This window comes from Marinomonas sp. S3726 (assembly GCF_000967665.1).
Taxonomy (GTDB): Bacteria; Pseudomonadota; Gammaproteobacteria; order Pseudomonadales; family Marinomonadaceae; genus Marinomonas.
In genome coordinates this window covers 58,921-74,942 of the sequence record NZ_JXYC01000039.1, presented here as the reverse complement: position 1 = coordinate 74,942, position 16,022 = coordinate 58,921, and the positions used below count along the sequence as shown (strand labels likewise).

Annotated in this window: 13 protein-coding genes; 12 read left to right on the top strand and 1 reads right to left on the bottom strand. The window is 40.9% G+C overall.

The window, feature by feature from the left end; translation table 11 throughout:
• Window positions 1–44 precede the first annotated feature (44 nt).
• From TW85_RS22820 to TW85_RS22765, 12 genes are all read left to right on the top strand, one after another.
• The gene (locus TW85_RS22820; protein ID WP_231870445.1) at window positions 45–749 is read left to right on the top strand and encodes a LuxR C-terminal-related transcriptional regulator; all 705 of its coding nucleotides are present in this window, start codon (window positions 45–47) and stop codon (window positions 747–749) included.
• A 219-nt stretch (window positions 750–968) separates the two neighbouring features.
• Complete coding sequence (locus TW85_RS22815) at window positions 969–1,559, top strand: ANTAR domain-containing protein (protein ID WP_331709781.1); 591 nt, start codon at window positions 969–971, stop codon at window positions 1,557–1,559.
• Window positions 1,556–2,758, top strand: a complete 1,203-nt coding sequence (locus TW85_RS22810; protein WP_084616479.1) for an ABC transporter substrate-binding protein — start codon at window positions 1,556–1,558, stop codon at window positions 2,756–2,758. The genes TW85_RS22815 and TW85_RS22810 overlap by 4 nt, the downstream gene beginning before the upstream one ends.
• Before the next feature lie 361 nt (window positions 2,759–3,119).
• On the top strand, window positions 3,120–4,523 hold the full coding sequence (locus TW85_RS22805; protein WP_046019459.1) for a CmpA/NrtA family ABC transporter substrate-binding protein: 1,404 nt from the start codon (window positions 3,120–3,122) through the stop codon (window positions 4,521–4,523).
• Between the two features lie 83 nt (window positions 4,524–4,606).
• On the top strand, window positions 4,607–5,599 hold the full coding sequence (locus TW85_RS22800) for an ABC transporter permease (protein WP_157197011.1): 993 nt from the start codon (window positions 4,607–4,609) through the stop codon (window positions 5,597–5,599).
• Between the two features lie 60 nt (window positions 5,600–5,659).
• A complete protein-coding gene (locus tag TW85_RS22795) occupies window positions 5,660–6,535 on the top strand; it encodes an ABC transporter ATP-binding protein (RefSeq protein ID WP_046019458.1) in 876 nt (291 codons plus the stop codon).
• A gap of 53 nt (window positions 6,536–6,588) precedes the next feature.
• Window positions 6,589–7,854, top strand: coding sequence for an FAD-dependent oxidoreductase (locus TW85_RS22790; RefSeq protein ID WP_052702380.1), 1,266 nt, complete (start codon window positions 6,589–6,591; stop codon window positions 7,852–7,854).
• Window positions 7,855–7,919: 65 nt separating this feature from the next.
• The gene (gene nirB, locus TW85_RS22785; RefSeq protein ID WP_046019457.1) at window positions 7,920–10,517 is read left to right on the top strand and encodes a nitrite reductase large subunit NirB; all 2,598 of its coding nucleotides are present in this window, start codon (window positions 7,920–7,922) and stop codon (window positions 10,515–10,517) included.
• 10 nt (window positions 10,518–10,527) lie between these two features.
• A complete protein-coding gene (nirD, locus tag TW85_RS22780; RefSeq protein ID WP_046019456.1) occupies window positions 10,528–10,857 on the top strand; it encodes a nitrite reductase small subunit NirD in 330 nt (109 codons plus the stop codon).
• A gap of 93 nt (window positions 10,858–10,950) precedes the next feature.
• Window positions 10,951–13,656 carry a nitrate reductase gene (locus TW85_RS22775; RefSeq protein ID WP_046019455.1) on the top strand — a complete coding sequence of 902 codons (2,706 nt, stop codon included), beginning with the start codon at window positions 10,951–10,953 and terminating at the stop codon, window positions 13,654–13,656.
• 22 nt (window positions 13,657–13,678) lie between these two features.
• Complete coding sequence (locus tag TW85_RS22770) at window positions 13,679–14,668, top strand: glycosyl transferase family protein (protein ID WP_046019454.1); 990 nt, start codon at window positions 13,679–13,681, stop codon at window positions 14,666–14,668.
• A 17-nt stretch (window positions 14,669–14,685) separates the two neighbouring features.
• Window positions 14,686–15,264, top strand: a complete 579-nt coding sequence (locus TW85_RS22765; RefSeq protein WP_046019453.1) for a molybdenum cofactor guanylyltransferase — start codon at window positions 14,686–14,688, stop codon at window positions 15,262–15,264.
• 13 nt (window positions 15,265–15,277) lie between these two features.
• Here the strand turns inward: TW85_RS22765 and TW85_RS22760 are convergent, their stop codons facing one another.
• Window positions 15,278–15,997, bottom strand: coding sequence for a DUF3108 domain-containing protein (locus TW85_RS22760; RefSeq protein ID WP_046019452.1), 720 nt, complete (start codon window positions 15,995–15,997; stop codon window positions 15,278–15,280).
• Window positions 15,998–16,022: the final 25 nt, after the last annotated feature.

Below are 16,022 nucleotides of genomic sequence, written 5' to 3'. Positions count from 1 at the left end.
ACATTACATGGAAAGTAGAATAAATAATATGTATGGACAATTTGATGGTAGATAAAGAATTGAAAATAGTGTGTTGGAATACGGATCCTGTTGTGATTGCGCATTGGCAAAAAGTTGTTTCAAATCAATATGAAATGAGCTTTGTTGCATCATTGAATGAAACGCGAGCGGCGCTTTCAGAAACCGTTGAGCCTATTGCTTTTTGCTTTATTCATCTTGATGATGAAAACTTTACCTCCATGGTTGAACATGTTGTAACGGTAAGAAACCTGTTTCCTGAACTTAAGATCATTGCTTTTCCAAATCAAACAAGTCAAAGCGCGGCATTAAGAATGTTTTCACAGGGTGTTAACGGTCAGTGTGCGCCTTTTATTGGTGTTGAGCAGTTAGCCTTAGTGTTATCTGTGGTAGAAACCGGTGAGATTTGGGGTGGTAAAACCTTTATTGAAAACCTGATTAATGAGTCTGCGCGCAAAGCCTCTTCTGCGCCTAATGGACAAAATCGTGGGCAAAGACGAGGTGATGATAAACGCCTTAAAAATGATGAGATTTTATCTCAATTAAGCCAGCGTGAAATGGATGTAGCAAAACTTGTTGGCCAAGGTCTTAATAATAAGAAAATAGCACAAGACCTAGATATCACTGATCGCACGGTAAAAGCTCACCTGACAGCTATCTTTAAGAAGCTAGAATTAAAAGACAGACTTTCGGTCGCTCTTTTGGTGCAAAACTCTTCTCATCATGATTAAGCAGTGCATAAAATTCGTTTTAGTACCTGCTTTAGATAAAAAACTCCCTTCAAAACTCGATTTTAGTTAACTTTTCTCAGATTTTAGACGCCTTTATGGCCACTTTCTTTAAATGGCTTAACAATTGCATTTTTAATCCCGAATGAGGTTTATGGCATAGGTGTTTCTTATTGTTTGCTCTAAACGGCGGAATAAGGTGCATGCCTAGGAGAAAAGAAAGTGACAGAACTGACCGTAATGCTGGTTGATGATGAGCCTGCAAGAGCAGCGATTGTTGAGCAAGCACTGACAGATAATGGTTATCGAGTGATAAGGCGACTTGAAAATGCACAAGGGCTTAATCAAGCGGTAACACGTTACCAACCTGATATTGTCATCATAGATGTAGATAGTCCAGATCGAGATACCTTAGAGAATATGTCTCGTCTCACCAAAGATAACCCTAGACCTATTTTAATGTTTTCTGAGCAAGAAAATGAACAGCATATGGAGGCGGCGATTAGAGCGGGTGTAAGTGCTTATATTGTAGATGGTCTGCAAACTAATCGTGTAAAACCGATTGTTCAGGTTGCTGTTGCGCGTTTTAGGGAGTTTCAAGCGCTTAGGAATGAGTTGGAATCCGTAAAAACACAACTAGAGGATAGGAAGTTAATTGAAAAGGCAAAAGGCCTAATTATGAAAAGTCAGGGCTGTGATGAAGCTGCTGCTTATCAAGCGTTGCGTAAGTTGGCTATGGATCGGAGTCAACGTATGGCAGACGTTGCGCAGAATGTCATTGCTGTGATGGATTTGATGGGAGAAATAAAGTGATTGAAACAGACAGTAAAGGGCCAAATACCATGACAGATATTAATATTGGCTTTATTCCTCTTATTGATTGTGCACCATTTGTTATTGCTAGAGAAAAAGGTTTTTTTGAAGCGCTTGGTGTGAGTGTTAAGCTACATAAAGAAGCTTCTTGGGCAAGTATTCGGGACAAGGTAGCATTTAATGTTTTAGATGGCGCTCATATGTTAGCAGCCATGCCGATAGCAACCACCTTAGGCGTTGGTGCTGTTAAGACATCTCTAAAGTCACCTATCAAAGCACCTATGCAAACTGGTTTTACCGTGAGCCAAAATGGTAATGGCATAACGGTATCTAACTCTCTATTTCAACGAATGAATGACTATGCTAATCATGGCGCCGAAATTCGAAATGGCATAGCATTACGTCGGCTATTAATGGATAAACCTGAGCAAAACATTCGTTTTGCCAGTGTGTTTCCTTACTCATCGCATACCTATCAACTTAGAGATTGGCTTTCAAGAGCAGGTATAGATGCGGATAAAGATGTTCAAATTTTGGTAATACCACCAACCAAAATGATCAGTCACCTTATTAAGGGTGAAATTGATGGTTATTGTGTGGGAGAGCCTTGGAATAGCTTAGCGGTGCAACAGGGTGTTGGCCATATGTTGATGACAGGTTATGACCTTTGGGGGAGTACACCAGAAAAGGTTTTTGCGGTTAACTCTCAGTGGCAAGATGAAAATCAGGAAACCCATCTTAAGCTTATTAATGCCTTACATCAGGCATGTTCATGGGTTGATAATGAAGCTAATCAAGAAGATTTATTAACCATCTTGGCAAAACCAGAGTATCTAGATTGTGACCCAGATGGATTAAGATATGGTTTTAATGCGGTTAAACCAGCGGGTAACTTTGCTTGGCCCAAAGAGGCGTATCAGACATTTTCGGGAGCTAAAGTAAATCGACCTAATCCTGAATATGCTCTTTGGCTCATGTCTCAGATGGTTCGTTGGCAAGAGCTGGGGTATAAGTTTGAGGTGACAGAGGTGATCAACCAAGTGTGTCGTCAAGATTTATACTTTAAAGCATTAGGGTTGGTTGAAGGGGAGCACCTTTATAGGAACCCTTCATTTAATAGCAATAAATGGTTTGAAAGCTCTTTAGCGGGTGAAACCATTATTCATCCTGATGGTTTAGATAAGGGGCTAATCTACTAACGCTATATTCGTGTGCATCTGACGATAATAAAAATCACTAATAGTGCACTTTGTTACTGATATCGAGTTCATAGTGACGAAATAATGAGACTAAAACTGAACTTTATAATAGAAAACAAGGGTTTAAGTTTTTTGGCATGGCAAGTGCATTATTAATATCAAGAAATTAATTTAAAGTTATTAAGAAGTTAACGACGATTTCACGATAACAAACAGTACTCATAATTTATTTAAATCTTATGAGACACCCATTAAAGATGATGGGATTAAAGGCAAAGGCGCCAGCGATACTTAATTTATTTTAGGTATTGCTTGCGCCTTTTTTGTTGTCCAAATTTTAGAAACTAATAGGAAGTAAAACATGTATAAAGCATCTAGAGTCACATTATCTACTCCCAAGCGCTTTCCACTTAAAGCAGTGAAAGCCGCGCTAGTCTCCGCTGTTTTGCTGCCTTCCTTGTCTCTTGCGAGCAGTATTGGCGATCCAGAAAAAGAAGATTTAAAGTTTGGCTTTATTAAGTTAACTGACATGGCACCTTTAGCCATTGCTTATGAAAAGGGTTACTTCGAAGATGAAGATCTGTATGTCACTTTAGAGGCACAGGCAAACTGGAAGGTGTTATTAGATAGAGTGATTGATGGTGAGCTAGATGGTGCTCATATGTTGGCTGGACAACCTTTAGGAGCAACGCTAGGTTATGGCACACAAGCGGATATTATTACGGCTTTTAGTATGGATCTAAACGGTAATGGTATTACTGTTTCAAACGAAATCTGGCAGCAAATGAAACCTCATCTTAAAAAAGATGCTTCAGGTAAATACATTCACCCTATTAGTGCCAGTGCTTTAAAGCCTGTGATTGAAGATTATAAAGCCCAAGGTAAGCCATTTAATATGGGGATGGTATTTCCGGTATCGACCCATAACTATGAACTGAGATATTGGCTTGCAGCCGGTGGTGTTAACCCTGGTTTTTATGCACCGGCTAAAGGTGACATAAGTGGCCAAATTTCTGCAGATGCACTTTTATCAGTAACCCCTCCACCGCAAATGCCAGCCACCATGGAAGCAGGAACCATTTATGGTTATAGCGTGGGTGAGCCTTGGAATCAGCAAGCTGTTTTTAAAGGCATTGGTGTGCCAGTTGTGACAGATTATGAAATCTGGAAAAACAACCCTGAGAAAGTTTTTGGGGTAAGTCAGGCATGGGCGGATGAATACCCAAACACTCATTTACATGTGGTAAAGGCCTTGATTCGTGCGGCGAAATGGTTGGATGAGGATAATAACGCTAACCGTAAAGAAGCCGTAGAGATCTTATCTCGTAGTGAATATGTTGGCGCTGATTACGATGTTATTGCTAACAGTATGACAGGCACCTTTGAATATGAAAAAGGTGATGTTCGTGAAGTGCCTGATTTTAATGTGTTTTTCCGCTATAACGCTACTTATCCTTACTATAGTGATGCCATTTGGTACCTGACTCAAATGCGTCGTTGGGGTCAGATAGATAGCTTTAAGCCTGATGCTTGGTACATGGACATGGCGAAGAAGGTTTATCGTCCTGATATTTACGCACAAGCTGCTCAATCTTTAATTGAAGATGGTGTTATGGATGCATCTGACTTCCCTGACTTCAAAACTGAGACAGGATTTAAGCCTGAGCAAAATGAATTTATCGACCATGTTAGCTATGACGGACGTTACCCGAACAAGTATTTAGAAAGTCTAAACATTGGATTGAAAGGTTCTCAAACCCCTTAATTGTTTTGTTTTAACTCTCACCCTTTTGGGTGAGAGTTAAGCTTATTGCGCCATTTTATTGAGTTTTAAAAAGTGAGAACCGAATGAATACGTCTCTTTCTAAACCTGAGTCTAAACAAAGTGCATCCATTGCTTTAAAGCGAATTTATGATGCTATCTCGATTAAATCTATTTTATTGCCCTTGCTAGGTAGCTTGCTGTTTTTAGTTTTTTGGCATGTTGGAGCAGCGAAAATTGATACATCGTTAGGTGTTTTCCCTGGTCCTAATGTTGTTTATCAGCAATGGCAAAGCTTAGTTGATGATCATGTAAGAGAAAGGGATAAAGAAATCGCTTTTTACGAAAGGCAAGAAAAGCGTAATGCTAAAAAGTTAGCGAAAAATCCAGACTATGTGGTTAAAACCAGACCTTATACAGGTAAGCCTACTTTCTTTGATCAAATAGGCACTAGCTTATATACGGTGGTTGCAGGTTTTGCTTTGGCATCCTTAATTGCTATTCCTCTTGGGATTTTGATTGGTTTAAACTCTTCTATTTACAGTGCTTTAAACCCCATTATTCAGATATTTAAACCCGTATCTCCTTTGGCTTGGTTGCCTCTTGTCACCATGGTGGTAAGTGCTACTTACGTAAGCACGGATCCTATGTTTTCTAAATCATTTCTAACTTCCATGTTTACTGTGACCTTGTGCTGTATGTGGCCAACCTTAATTAATACTGCTGTGGGTGTTGCTGCCATAGAAAAAGATTTACTCAATGTATCGAAAGTATTGCGTCTTAATTGGTTAACCCATGTGAGAAAAATTGTTGTGCCATCTTCCATTCCTATGATGTTTACCGGATTGAGGTTGTCCTTAGGCATTGCTTGGATGGTATTGATTGCCGCTGAGATGCTGGCGCAAAACCCTGGGTTAGGTAAGTTTGTTTGGGATGAGTTTCAAAATGGTAGTTCAAATTCCTTGGGTCGCATTATGGTGGCTGTACTCATGATAGGTTTTATCGGATTTGTATTAGATCGTGCCATGCTTTCTCTACAAAAAATTGTGTCTTGGGATAAGAGTCAGGTGCTTAGATAAGTTGTAGCGATAAACGCGAGTTAGATAAGACATTCATTCATTTTAATTGAGGTTATCAAGATGCAAACCCATTTGGATATTAGCCAAGTTTCCATGTCCTTTCCCACTGATAAGGGCAGCTTTAAAGCCTTAGATCAGGTTTCATTAAAGATTAAGAAGGGCGAATTTGTCTCTCTGATTGGCCACTCTGGTTGTGGTAAATCGACAGTACTTAACTTGGTAGCAGGTTTATATGATGCAACCGAAGGTGGCATTGTTTTAGATGGTAAAGAGGTTAATGGACCGGGGCCAGAGCGAGCGGTTGTGTTTCAAAACCATTCTCTTTTGCCATGGTTAACAAGTTATCAAAATGTTGAGTTAGCCGTAAAACAGATTTTCTCAGGTAAAAAAACGAAGCAAGAGATGCATGACTGGATTATGCACAATCTTGAGTTAGTTCACATGACACATGCTAAAGATAAGCGCCCTGATGAAATTTCAGGAGGGATGAAGCAAAGGGTTGGTATCGCAAGAGCGTTGGCAATGGAGCCTAGTGTACTTCTGTTAGATGAACCTTTTGGCGCTCTAGATGCCTTGACCCGAGCGCATTTGCAAGACTCACTTATGCAAATTCAAAAACAACTAAATAACACTGTCATCATGATTACTCATGATGTGGATGAGGCTGTGCTTTTATCTGATCGTATTGTCATGATGACAAATGGCCCTGCAGCTACTGTTGGTGAGATTTTGGATATTGAGCTGGACAGGCCAAGAGACCGTCTAGCACTAGCTAATGACCCTCAATATACGGATTACCGTTCACAGGTTTTGACCTTCTTATATGAAAAACAAAACAAGGTTGAGCCTATGTTTCAACCAAGTACCGACAAAGATGAAAAAGTAGAAACGGCCAAGGGTGGAGCAGAGGAATCTCCTACCAAAAAAGCCTCATAAGGGTGTTGGTTTTACGTTTTTTAAATTGAGATTTCTCGCTACGGGGAGACATTATGAGTCAAAGTGACATGCCACAATTACCAAAGACAAGAAAGAGATTAGTCATCATTGGCGCGGGTATGGCGGGTAGTAAACTTGCTCATGCTGTGGCAACTGAACATGGAGAGGCCTATCAAGTTACCTTAATTGGTGAAGAGGCCCATGTTGGTTATAACCGCATTATGTTGTCTTCTTTGTTGGCGCAAGAAATTAGTGAAAAAGAAATGTCTTTGGTGGATCTTGAGGCAATGACCCAAAGTGGTGCGTCAATTATAGCGGCTGACCCTGTGGTAGACATAAGTCTTTTGCAAAAGCGTTTGAGTTTGCAAAGCGGTAAACAGATTGAGTTTGATAAATTAGTTTTTGCAACGGGTGCTAGGGCGAGTAAATTGCCTATTTCTGGTGTTGAGTCCACTAATGTAACTCAGTTTAGAGATTTATCTGATGTGGAGTTTATGTCAAAAATATCAGCTAAATCAGAGGTTTGTGTAATTGGTGCAGGCCTTCTTGGTTTAGAAGCTGCGGTAGGTATGGCCAAGCGTGGTCATCAAGTTTCTGTGGTGCATAGGGCTGACTATATTTTAAATCGCCAGCTAGATAAAGATTCGGCACGCTTGTTGCAAAATAACCTAGAGAAGATAGGCATTCGCTTTCATTTAGGCTCAGCGCCAACCGAATTTGTTTCAACTAACTCTGATGTAAATGAAAAGGTTGAAGGGGTTAAGCTCGCATCAGGTAAATGGATTGAAACAGATTTAGTGGTACTTGCCACTGGTATCAAACCAGAAGTTGAGCTTGCAAAGGCTGCAGGGCTCACAGTGAATAAAGCAATTTGTGTTAATCAGGTGATGCGAACATCCCATCAGGATGTGTATGCCTTAGGTGAATGTAGTGAATTTGAACAGGTGACTTTTGGCTTGGTTGCACCAATTTGGCAACAGTTTGATGTTTTGGTGGATCATTTAACCCAGAAACAGAGTCAGTTCAAAATTGAACCTGTAGCAACCAAGCTTAAGGTGTCAGGAGTAAATTTATTTTCTGCTGGTGAGGTAAATAACAATGCCTCATCCGAGTGTATTACTTATCGTGATAGCGCTCACAATCAATACCGAAAACTAGTCATCAAAGAAGGTGTGCTAGTTGGGGTAATATTATATGGCAACGTCGCCGATGCTAGCTGGTATTTCCAGCTGATTCAAAATAAAACCAAAGTATCAAAGATCTTAGATCAACTGGTTTTTGGCGAAGCCTATTGTCATGCTTTAGTCCAAGGTGCTTAGCAGCACTCTCATCCAGTTATCTCTTTGATTATTTGCCGCTAAGTACGGCATCCGCGAAGGGTATCATGATGAATAAGAATACAAATTTAGAGGTTAAACAAAACTTAGCTGAGCCTAATCCAAGTGCCAACACTCATATTATCGTGGTAGGTAATGGTATGGTGGGGCATCACTTTGTTGAGCAGTTGGTCCAGCATGAAGGGGCGAGTGCTTGTCAGATAAGTGTATTCGGTGAAGAACCTCATATAGCCTACGACAGAGTGCATTTAAGTGAGTACTTTACCGGAAAAAATGCACAAGACTTAGCATTAACTGATGCAGACTTTTATCTGCAAAATCGCGTTGATTATTACCCTAGCCAGAAAATAATTGAAATAGACCGTGTTGCTAAAAAAGTTGTCTGTGAAACAGGCGAAACGGTTAGTTATGACAAACTTGTACTTGCAACTGGCTCATATCCATTTGTCCCGCCTATTGATGGCCATAAACGCGCCAATACCTTTGTTTATCGTACCTTAGAAGACCTTGATGCCATACGAGATTGCGCTAAAAATGCCAAAGTGGGAGCCGTTGTTGGTGGTGGTTTACTGGGTTTAGAAGCCGCGAATGCCATAAAAAATCTTGGTCTAGAGACACATGTAGTCGAGTTTGCACCTAGATTAATGCCTGTTCAGTTAGATGAAAAAGGCGGTGATCTACTTAAAGATATGATTCAAGAACTTGGTGTAAAAGTGCATGTGGCGACAGGAACACGAAATATTGAAAATGGTGAGCAGTGCTTTCATCGAATGAATTTTTCCGAAGATGGTCAGGAGTATTTAGAAACCGATTTAATTGTGTTTTCAGCCGGTATTCGACCACAAGATGCTTTAGCAAAATCGTCAGGATTAGTGCTTGGTGAGCGAGGTGGTATTCAAGTGGATAGCCATTGTTTAACCAGTGATAAGGATATTTATGCCATAGGTGAATGTGCTCTTTATGAGGGTCGTATTTATGGTCTTGTGGCGCCTGGTTACAACATGGCAAAAGCGGCGTTAGATCATTTATTAAAGCAAGGTGAGCTTGAGTTTAAAGGTGCTGATATGAGTACCAAACTCAAATTACTAGGGTGTGATGTGGGGTCCATTGGGGATGCTCATGGACAAACACCTAGTTCAAAAACCATTGTTTTCCAAGATGGCATGCAAGGCTGCTATCGTAAAATGGTTGTCAATCAAGATGCGACGAAACTCCTAGGTGCCGTCTTGGTTGGAGATAATGCGAGTTACGATACGTTATTACAGTATTACCTCAATGAAATTGATCTACCAAGCCAAGCTGAATCTCTCATTTTACCTGTTTCTGATGGCGCTTCACCTGCGTTAGGTGTAGATGCTTTACCGAGTACGGCCTCAATCTGTAGTTGTCTGAATGTGACTAAAGCTGATATCAGCCAAGCCGTTGCCGAAGGGGCCTTATCCCTTGCTGATGTCAAAGCTGTAACCAAGGCCAGTACGGGTTGTGGTGGTTGTGCTGCTTTAGTTAAAAATGTGGTTGATAACGAGTTATTAGCATTGGGTGTTGAAGTAAGTACAGATGTTTGTGAACACTTTGCCTACACCCGACAAGATTTATATAACCTGATAAAAGTTGAATCAATTAAGAGCTTTGACGAGCTGTTAGAGAAGCATGGTAAAGGACACGGTTGTATTGTTTGTAAGCCTTTAGTTGGCAATATCTTAGCCAGTGTTTGGAATGACTATGTACTCAAAAAAGAGCATGTCACTTTGCAAGATACGAATGATAGATATCTGGCTAACATGCAAAAAGATGGTACTTATTCTGTTGTACCCCGAATTCCTGGAGGTGAAATCACACCAGAAAAACTTATTGTAATTGGTGAAGTCGCAAGGGACTACAAGCTATATACCAAAATAACGGGCGGTCAAAGAATCGATTTATTTGGTGCCCACTTAAATCAGTTGCCCGAGATTTGGGAGACCTTAATTAAAGCTGGATTTGAAACAGGCCAAGCTTACGGGAAGTCTGTACGTACAGTGAAATCTTGTGTCGGCAGTACTTGGTGCCGATTTGGTGTGAATGACAGTATGACTATGGCGATCGATATCGAAAATCGATACAAGGGGTTACGAGCACCTCACAAATTAAAGTTTGCTGTTTCAGGTTGTACTCGAGAGTGTGCAGAAGCACAAAGTAAAGACATTGGCATTATTGCGACAGAAGGGGGCTGGAACCTTTATGTGTGTGGTAATGGCGGAATGAAGCCGAGACATGCTGATTTGTTTGCCACGGATTTAACAGATAAAGAGTTAATTCAGTATATCGATAGAGTCTTGATGTTTTATGTGAAAACGGCTGATAGGTTGCAGCGTACCTCTGTTTGGATGGATAGCCTTGAGGGTGGTCTTGATTACCTTAAGTCGGTAGTAATTGATGACAGCTTGGGCTTGGCCCAAGAACTGGAAGATCAAATGGCATTAATTGTAGATACCTTCCAGTGTGAGTGGAAAACCACGCTCGAAGATCCGCAAGCAGTGAAGGCCTTTAGGCATTTTGTGAATCATGATGGTGTGGATGAGGAAGTCGTCTTTGTTGAAGAGCGAGACCAAATTCGTCCAGCTACTCAGTCTGAAAAAAACAACCTAATCGCCAAAGCCAGCTAAGGAGAAACGTATGTCATTCAATTGGAAAACAGTGTGTAAGCAAGAAGACCTTATTGAAGGTGTGGGTGTTGCGGCTTTATTTGAAGGTGAGCAAGTGGCTATTTTCTACCTTCCTAAACTTGAGCCACAAGTTTTTGCCATAGCTAATTGGGACCCTATCGCAAAAGCCAATGTATTATCTCGTGGGATAGTTGGTTCGATAAACGGCAAGCTTGTGGTTTCGAGCCCTCTTTATAAACAACATTTTGAATTAAGTTCAGGCCAATGCATTGAAGAAGACATTGTGATTCCTTGTTGGCAAGTGAGTTTAGAAAACGGTGACGTGAAGTTGGCAAGTTAGGTCTGGCCATCTGTAGAGGGTAAACAAAACCTTGGGGCTAAAGCATTATTTTTGCTTTTACCCCTAACGCGTTAGCCGATTTGGGAGCAAAAAATGCCAACAAAAGAAATGAAAACCACTTGTCCCTATTGTGGGGTGGGTTGTGGTCTTAAGCTTAATACGAAAAAAACTGAAGCAGGCGAATTTTTACCTGTGTCAGGTGATGAAGCACATCCTGCTAACTATGGACGTCTATGCGTAAAAGGGAGTAGCTTAGCAGAAACCTTAGTGCCTGATGGTCGTCTCTTAAACCCTTATGTTGATGGTCAACAAACGGATTGGCATACGGCTATAGATGAGGTCGCTGCACGAATAAATCGTATTATTACTGAGCATGGTCCAGATGCGTTTGCCTTTTATTTATCAGGCCAAATACTGACCGAAGATTATTACGTGGCAAATAAGTTGGCTAAAGGTTTTATCGGTACAGCTAACGTTGATACTAATTCACGCCTTTGCATGGCATCTGCCGTGGTCGGTTATAAGCGTGCCTTTGGCTCTGACACTGTGCCTTGCAACTATGAAGATTTAGAAAGCTGTGATCTTTTGATTATGGTGGGTTCTAACGCTGCTTGGACTCACCCTGTTTTGTATCAGCGCATTGTTGCAGCGAAAAAGTTAAGACCTTGGATGAAGGTCGTCGTGATTGATCCAAGAAAAACCGCAACTTGCGATATTGCAGATTTACATTTAGCCATAACGCCAGGAAGTGATGCAGCGATTTTTTCCTATCTGTTAGTGGCAAGTGCTGATACTAAACACTTAGATCAAGCCTATATTGATCAATACACCAACGGCTTTGAAGACTGTATTGCCCATGCAAGAGAGGTAACACCAAGTCTTAATTCCACTGCTGACTTTTGTGGTATAGCCCCTGATGATCTTGAGTTATTAGTAAGGTTTTGGTGCTCCACCGAGAAAACGGTCAGTTTTTATTCTCAGGGAGTGAATCAATCTGCAACTGGGGTTGATAAGTCCAATGCCATTATTAACTGTCATTTAGCTACAGGTCGTATTGGTAAGGAAGGTATGGGGCCATTTTCTATCACGGGTCAACCTAATGCTATGGGAGGAAGAGAGGTTGGTGGCCTTGCTAACCAGCTGGCTGCTCATATGGACTTCGCCACCCCAGGTGCCATCGATTTAGTAAAAGATTTTTGGCAAGCGCCCAATATGGCGAAAGAGAATGGTCTAAAGGCGGTCGATTTATTTAAAAAAATGGAAGAAGGTAAAGTTAAGGTGGTGTGGATTATGTCCACAAACCCTATGGTGAGCTTACCTAATACGGCACAAATTCAGCGTGCGTTAGAGGCCTGTGACTTAGTTATTGTCAGTGATATTCAAGCGAATACTGATACCTCAAAATTTGCAGATATTTTGCTGCCCGCAACGGGTTGGAGTGAAAAAGATGGCACAGTTACCAACTCTGAGCGTCGTATTTCTCGTCAAAGAGGGATCTTGCCTGCACCAGGTGAGGCGCGCCATGATTGGCAAGCAATTTGTGATGTGGCTAAGGCATTAGGTTTTGCGTCTAGCTTTAGTTATCGAGCGCCCCATGAGGTTTTTGCCGAACATGCGGCTTTGTCTTGTTTTAAAAATAACGGTAAACGAGATTTTGATATTGGCCATTTTAGCCAAATAAATCAGCAAGAGTACGATGCTTTATTACCTGTGCAGTGGCCTGTTCCTAAAGGACGGCCAGAAGGAACTAAAAGAATATTAACTGATGGACGCTTTTTTACAGCAAACAGAAAAGCAAACTTCATTAGTATTACGCCACAAAAACCTCTTTTAAAGGTTAATCAAGCTTTCCCATATTTGCTTAATACTGGGCGTATCCGAGACCAATGGCACACTATGACGCGTACGGGAAAAACAGATAAATTGTCACGCCATATTGATCAACCTTATTTGGCTATTTCGCCAAAGGATGCACAGGTGCTTAACCTGGTCGAAAAGCAAGTGGTGTCTGTGGCTAATGAGTTAGGTCTGCTTTTTTTAAGAGTGAAAATCAGTGAGGACCAAAAACAAGGGCAAGTTTTTACGCCAATTCATTGGTCTGAAAATTATGCTAGTAATGCTGTAGTTTCACGATTAGTTCAGCCTGTGGTTGATCCTTTATCTGGTCAACCGGAATCAAAAATAGCTAGGGTTAAAATTGAGGCGAAAGCGGATTTGACTTATGGCTTTGCCATCTTAAACCAAAATTTAGAAAGCTGTGTGTTTGAAGAAAAGGAAATGGAGTACTGGTGTCGGGTGCCTCTTAAGCAGGGTCAGCGTTATGAGTTAGCATTTTCTGGTCAGTATAACCTTGCTGCTATGGTGCGAGAGTTACTTGCTAAAACAGAAGTTGATTGCCATCAAGGGCAATGGATTGAATATGAAAACCCGATTAATCAGAGCAAGCGTTATACCTATTTAATTGATGATATCGTGCAAGCCGTGTTCTATTTTTCACCTAATTGTGAATTAGTTGATACCGCTTGGTTGGTAGATCTTGTAGAATCCGCACATAAAGTCACACAGCAAGAAAGATCGGCGATTTTAGTTGGGCGTCTTGCGAACATTGAAGATAAGGGTAAGTTGATATGCTCTTGTTTTGATGTAGGTGAAAAACAAATACGAAATGCGATTAAAGCAGGTGATAGAGACCTTGTCAGTCTGGGCAAACGTTTGAAGTGTGGCACAAATTGCGGCTCATGCGTTCCAGAAATTAATGCATGCTTAAGTGCAGATTCACTAGCGGTTAATTGCGGATAAAGAAAATAGGAAAACAGGTTTAATGAGTGCTGAGTTTGTCGAATTTATCAAAATTCTTGGAAAAGGACGCCATGGTTCTAGAAGTTTAACTGAGCAGGAAGCTGAGAAGGCAATGGATTTGATCCTGCAAGATGTAGTAAAACCAGAGCAAATGGGTGCTTTTTGGATGCTGATACGTATTCGAGAGGAAACGGTTGCAGAGGCGGCCGGTTTTACTCGTGCTATTCGTAAAAAAATGGCACCAGAAATTGATATTCAGCCTGATTTAGACTGGCCAGCATATGCTGGTAAGCGTAATGAACTACCTTGGTTTTTGCTGGTGGCTATTGCATTGTCTCAATCTGGTGTAAAGGTCTTTATGCATGGCCATAGCTTTCCTGAAGAGTCACGTATTTATGTTGATAAGGTGCTTAGCTTTTTAGGATTAGAGCCGGCGCAAAGTTTCGCCCAAGCGCAAACACAAATTGAAAGTCAAAACTTTGCTTATCTTCCATTAGATAAAATCTCAACTCAGCTTACTGACTTGATGGAGCTTAAGCGTCTATTGGGTTTGCGTTCGCCTGTGAATACCTTGGTAAGGTTGATGAACCCGTTAGCGGCTGAGCACAGTGTGCACGGGGTATTCCATAAGGGGTACGATGAGATTCATATTGAAGCCGCTAAAGTGCTAGAAGATAAATCTGTCTTGGTTTTTAGGGGGGGGAATGGTGAAGCCGAAGTAAACCCTGAAAGAGATGTGAGTTTGGCCTTCCTAAAAGACAAACAGGTTAGTTGGAGTCAGTGGCCTAAATCTAGCAAACAACATGTTAGGCAAAAAGATAATCTAGATTTAACTCGTTTACTTGATCATTGGTCTGGTGAAACCCTTGATAGTTTTGGTGAGCAAGCAATCATGCAAACGATGGCCTCGGTATTAGCCTTAATGAGTGGCGAGTTAGATCAAGAAAAAAATGTTGTTAAGGCCAAGGCGATTTGGCAACAAAGAAACAAGTTGGCTTTTGGCTCTAAATAACTAGGTATTCAAGCAAAATGAGTATTTCTGTCTTAGGTGTTATATTAGCGGGTGGTCAAGCTAGCCGCATGAACTATGTGGCTAAAGGTTTAACTCGTTATAAAGATAGGGTGCTCATTGAATATGCTTTAAAGAGCTTTGAAACCCTTGCAGAATATACTCTGATAAACGCTAATAAAGACATAAAAGCTTATCAAAATCTTGGAGTTAAGGTTTTTACTGATGAGGCTGATTGTCTTGAAAGAGGGCCTTTGAGTGGTGTTTATGCCGCACTGTTACAGGCACAAAAACTAGGGGTTAGCCATTTGTTATTAAGCCCTTGTGATACGCCACTTGTTACTCAAGCAGTCTTTGAGCGATTGAAATCAGAAGCAGAGAAAGAACCTGATTGTGCTTTCTATATTGAAAGTGACTCTGGTATTCAGCCTTTACATGCTATTTTGCCAGTAGCTGGAATGGCTGCAAGGCTAAAGCGCTATTTGGAAAATGAGGCGAGAGTCATGCTTTTTTATCGCCAGCTAGGGGCAAAAGCGGTATTTTGGCAAGAAGAGCAAGTATTTCTGAATATTAACTATTTGGAACAACTAGAGGGATAGTGCTACTCGTCTGCTATTTGATCGATTCTAATTCGAGTTTGTAAGACTCTTTCTTTTCTTGATGAACAAGCTTAACGAGAAGGAAGTCATACTTAGGTGCAAACCAAAACGTTGTGGTTTTTGCTCTTTTTCCTGTTCCTTCACGCTTTACCTTGATGGTATTGATATCACCTAATTGAGTGTTAATTTTCTCGCTTCCTAGGCGTTCAAAATGCCAAGGTTTGAGTTTGCCGCCGTCTGCGATTAAATAATCAAGTTTTGCTTTATTATGTTTTAAGTCTTGGCGTATCTGTAGTTGGATGCTGAGTTTGTCTAAAACGCCCGCTTGAATATCCATATTCCAAGGCTTGTTCTTAACATCGTTTCTCACACGATTTTTCTGCCAGTCAAAAGTTAATACCGCGTCACGTTTTTTACCAAATGCACTGGTGTGATACTCGTAAACAAGGGGAGAGATTTGCCCTTGATTAACATTGAACTTAACGCTTTCGTTAAGAGATGCAAAAAAAGTATCTGCTTCAAATGAGAAAAGCCATTGTTTGTCTGGCGTTTGAGAGAGGGTTTGAGTGCCTTCCACTTTTAGGCTGATGCCTTTTTTCCAAGTCGTGCTATAGGTAGCACTATAAGGTTTGATAAAGCTATCAGAGGGAGCTTCGCTTGGTGCCGCTTTGGCGAAAATAGGCCACCACATCATCAAGCAGATAAGATAGAAGCTTGTTTTTTGTGGTGACATATTAATACCTAATCTTAAATGGGGT

Bases quoted from the DNA above. Each gene is read 5' to 3' on its own strand.
- TW85_RS22820 (WP_231870445.1), top strand. From the start codon at position 45: ATGGTAGATAAAGAATTGAAAATAGTGTGTTGGAATACGGATCCTGTT.
- TW85_RS22790 (WP_052702380.1), top strand. From the start codon at position 6,589: ATGAGTCAAAGTGACATGCCACAATTACCAAAGACAAGAAAGAGATTA.
- TW85_RS22805 (WP_046019459.1), top strand. From the start codon at position 3,120: ATGTATAAAGCATCTAGAGTCACATTATCTACTCCCAAGCGCTTTCCA.
- TW85_RS22760 (WP_046019452.1), bottom strand. From the start codon at position 15,997: ATGTCACCACAAAAAACAAGCTTCTATCTTATCTGCTTGATGATGTGG.
- TW85_RS22800 (WP_157197011.1), top strand. From the start codon at position 4,607: ATGAATACGTCTCTTTCTAAACCTGAGTCTAAACAAAGTGCATCCATT.
- nirB (WP_046019457.1), top strand. From the start codon at position 7,920: ATGATGAATAAGAATACAAATTTAGAGGTTAAACAAAACTTAGCTGAG.
- TW85_RS22775 (WP_046019455.1), top strand. From the start codon at position 10,951: ATGCCAACAAAAGAAATGAAAACCACTTGTCCCTATTGTGGGGTGGGT.
- TW85_RS22765 (WP_046019453.1), top strand. From the start codon at position 14,686: ATGAGTATTTCTGTCTTAGGTGTTATATTAGCGGGTGGTCAAGCTAGC.
- nirD (WP_046019456.1), top strand. From the start codon at position 10,528: ATGTCATTCAATTGGAAAACAGTGTGTAAGCAAGAAGACCTTATTGAA.
- TW85_RS22795 (WP_046019458.1), top strand. From the start codon at position 5,660: ATGCAAACCCATTTGGATATTAGCCAAGTTTCCATGTCCTTTCCCACT.
- TW85_RS22770 (WP_046019454.1), top strand. From the start codon at position 13,679: ATGAGTGCTGAGTTTGTCGAATTTATCAAAATTCTTGGAAAAGGACGC.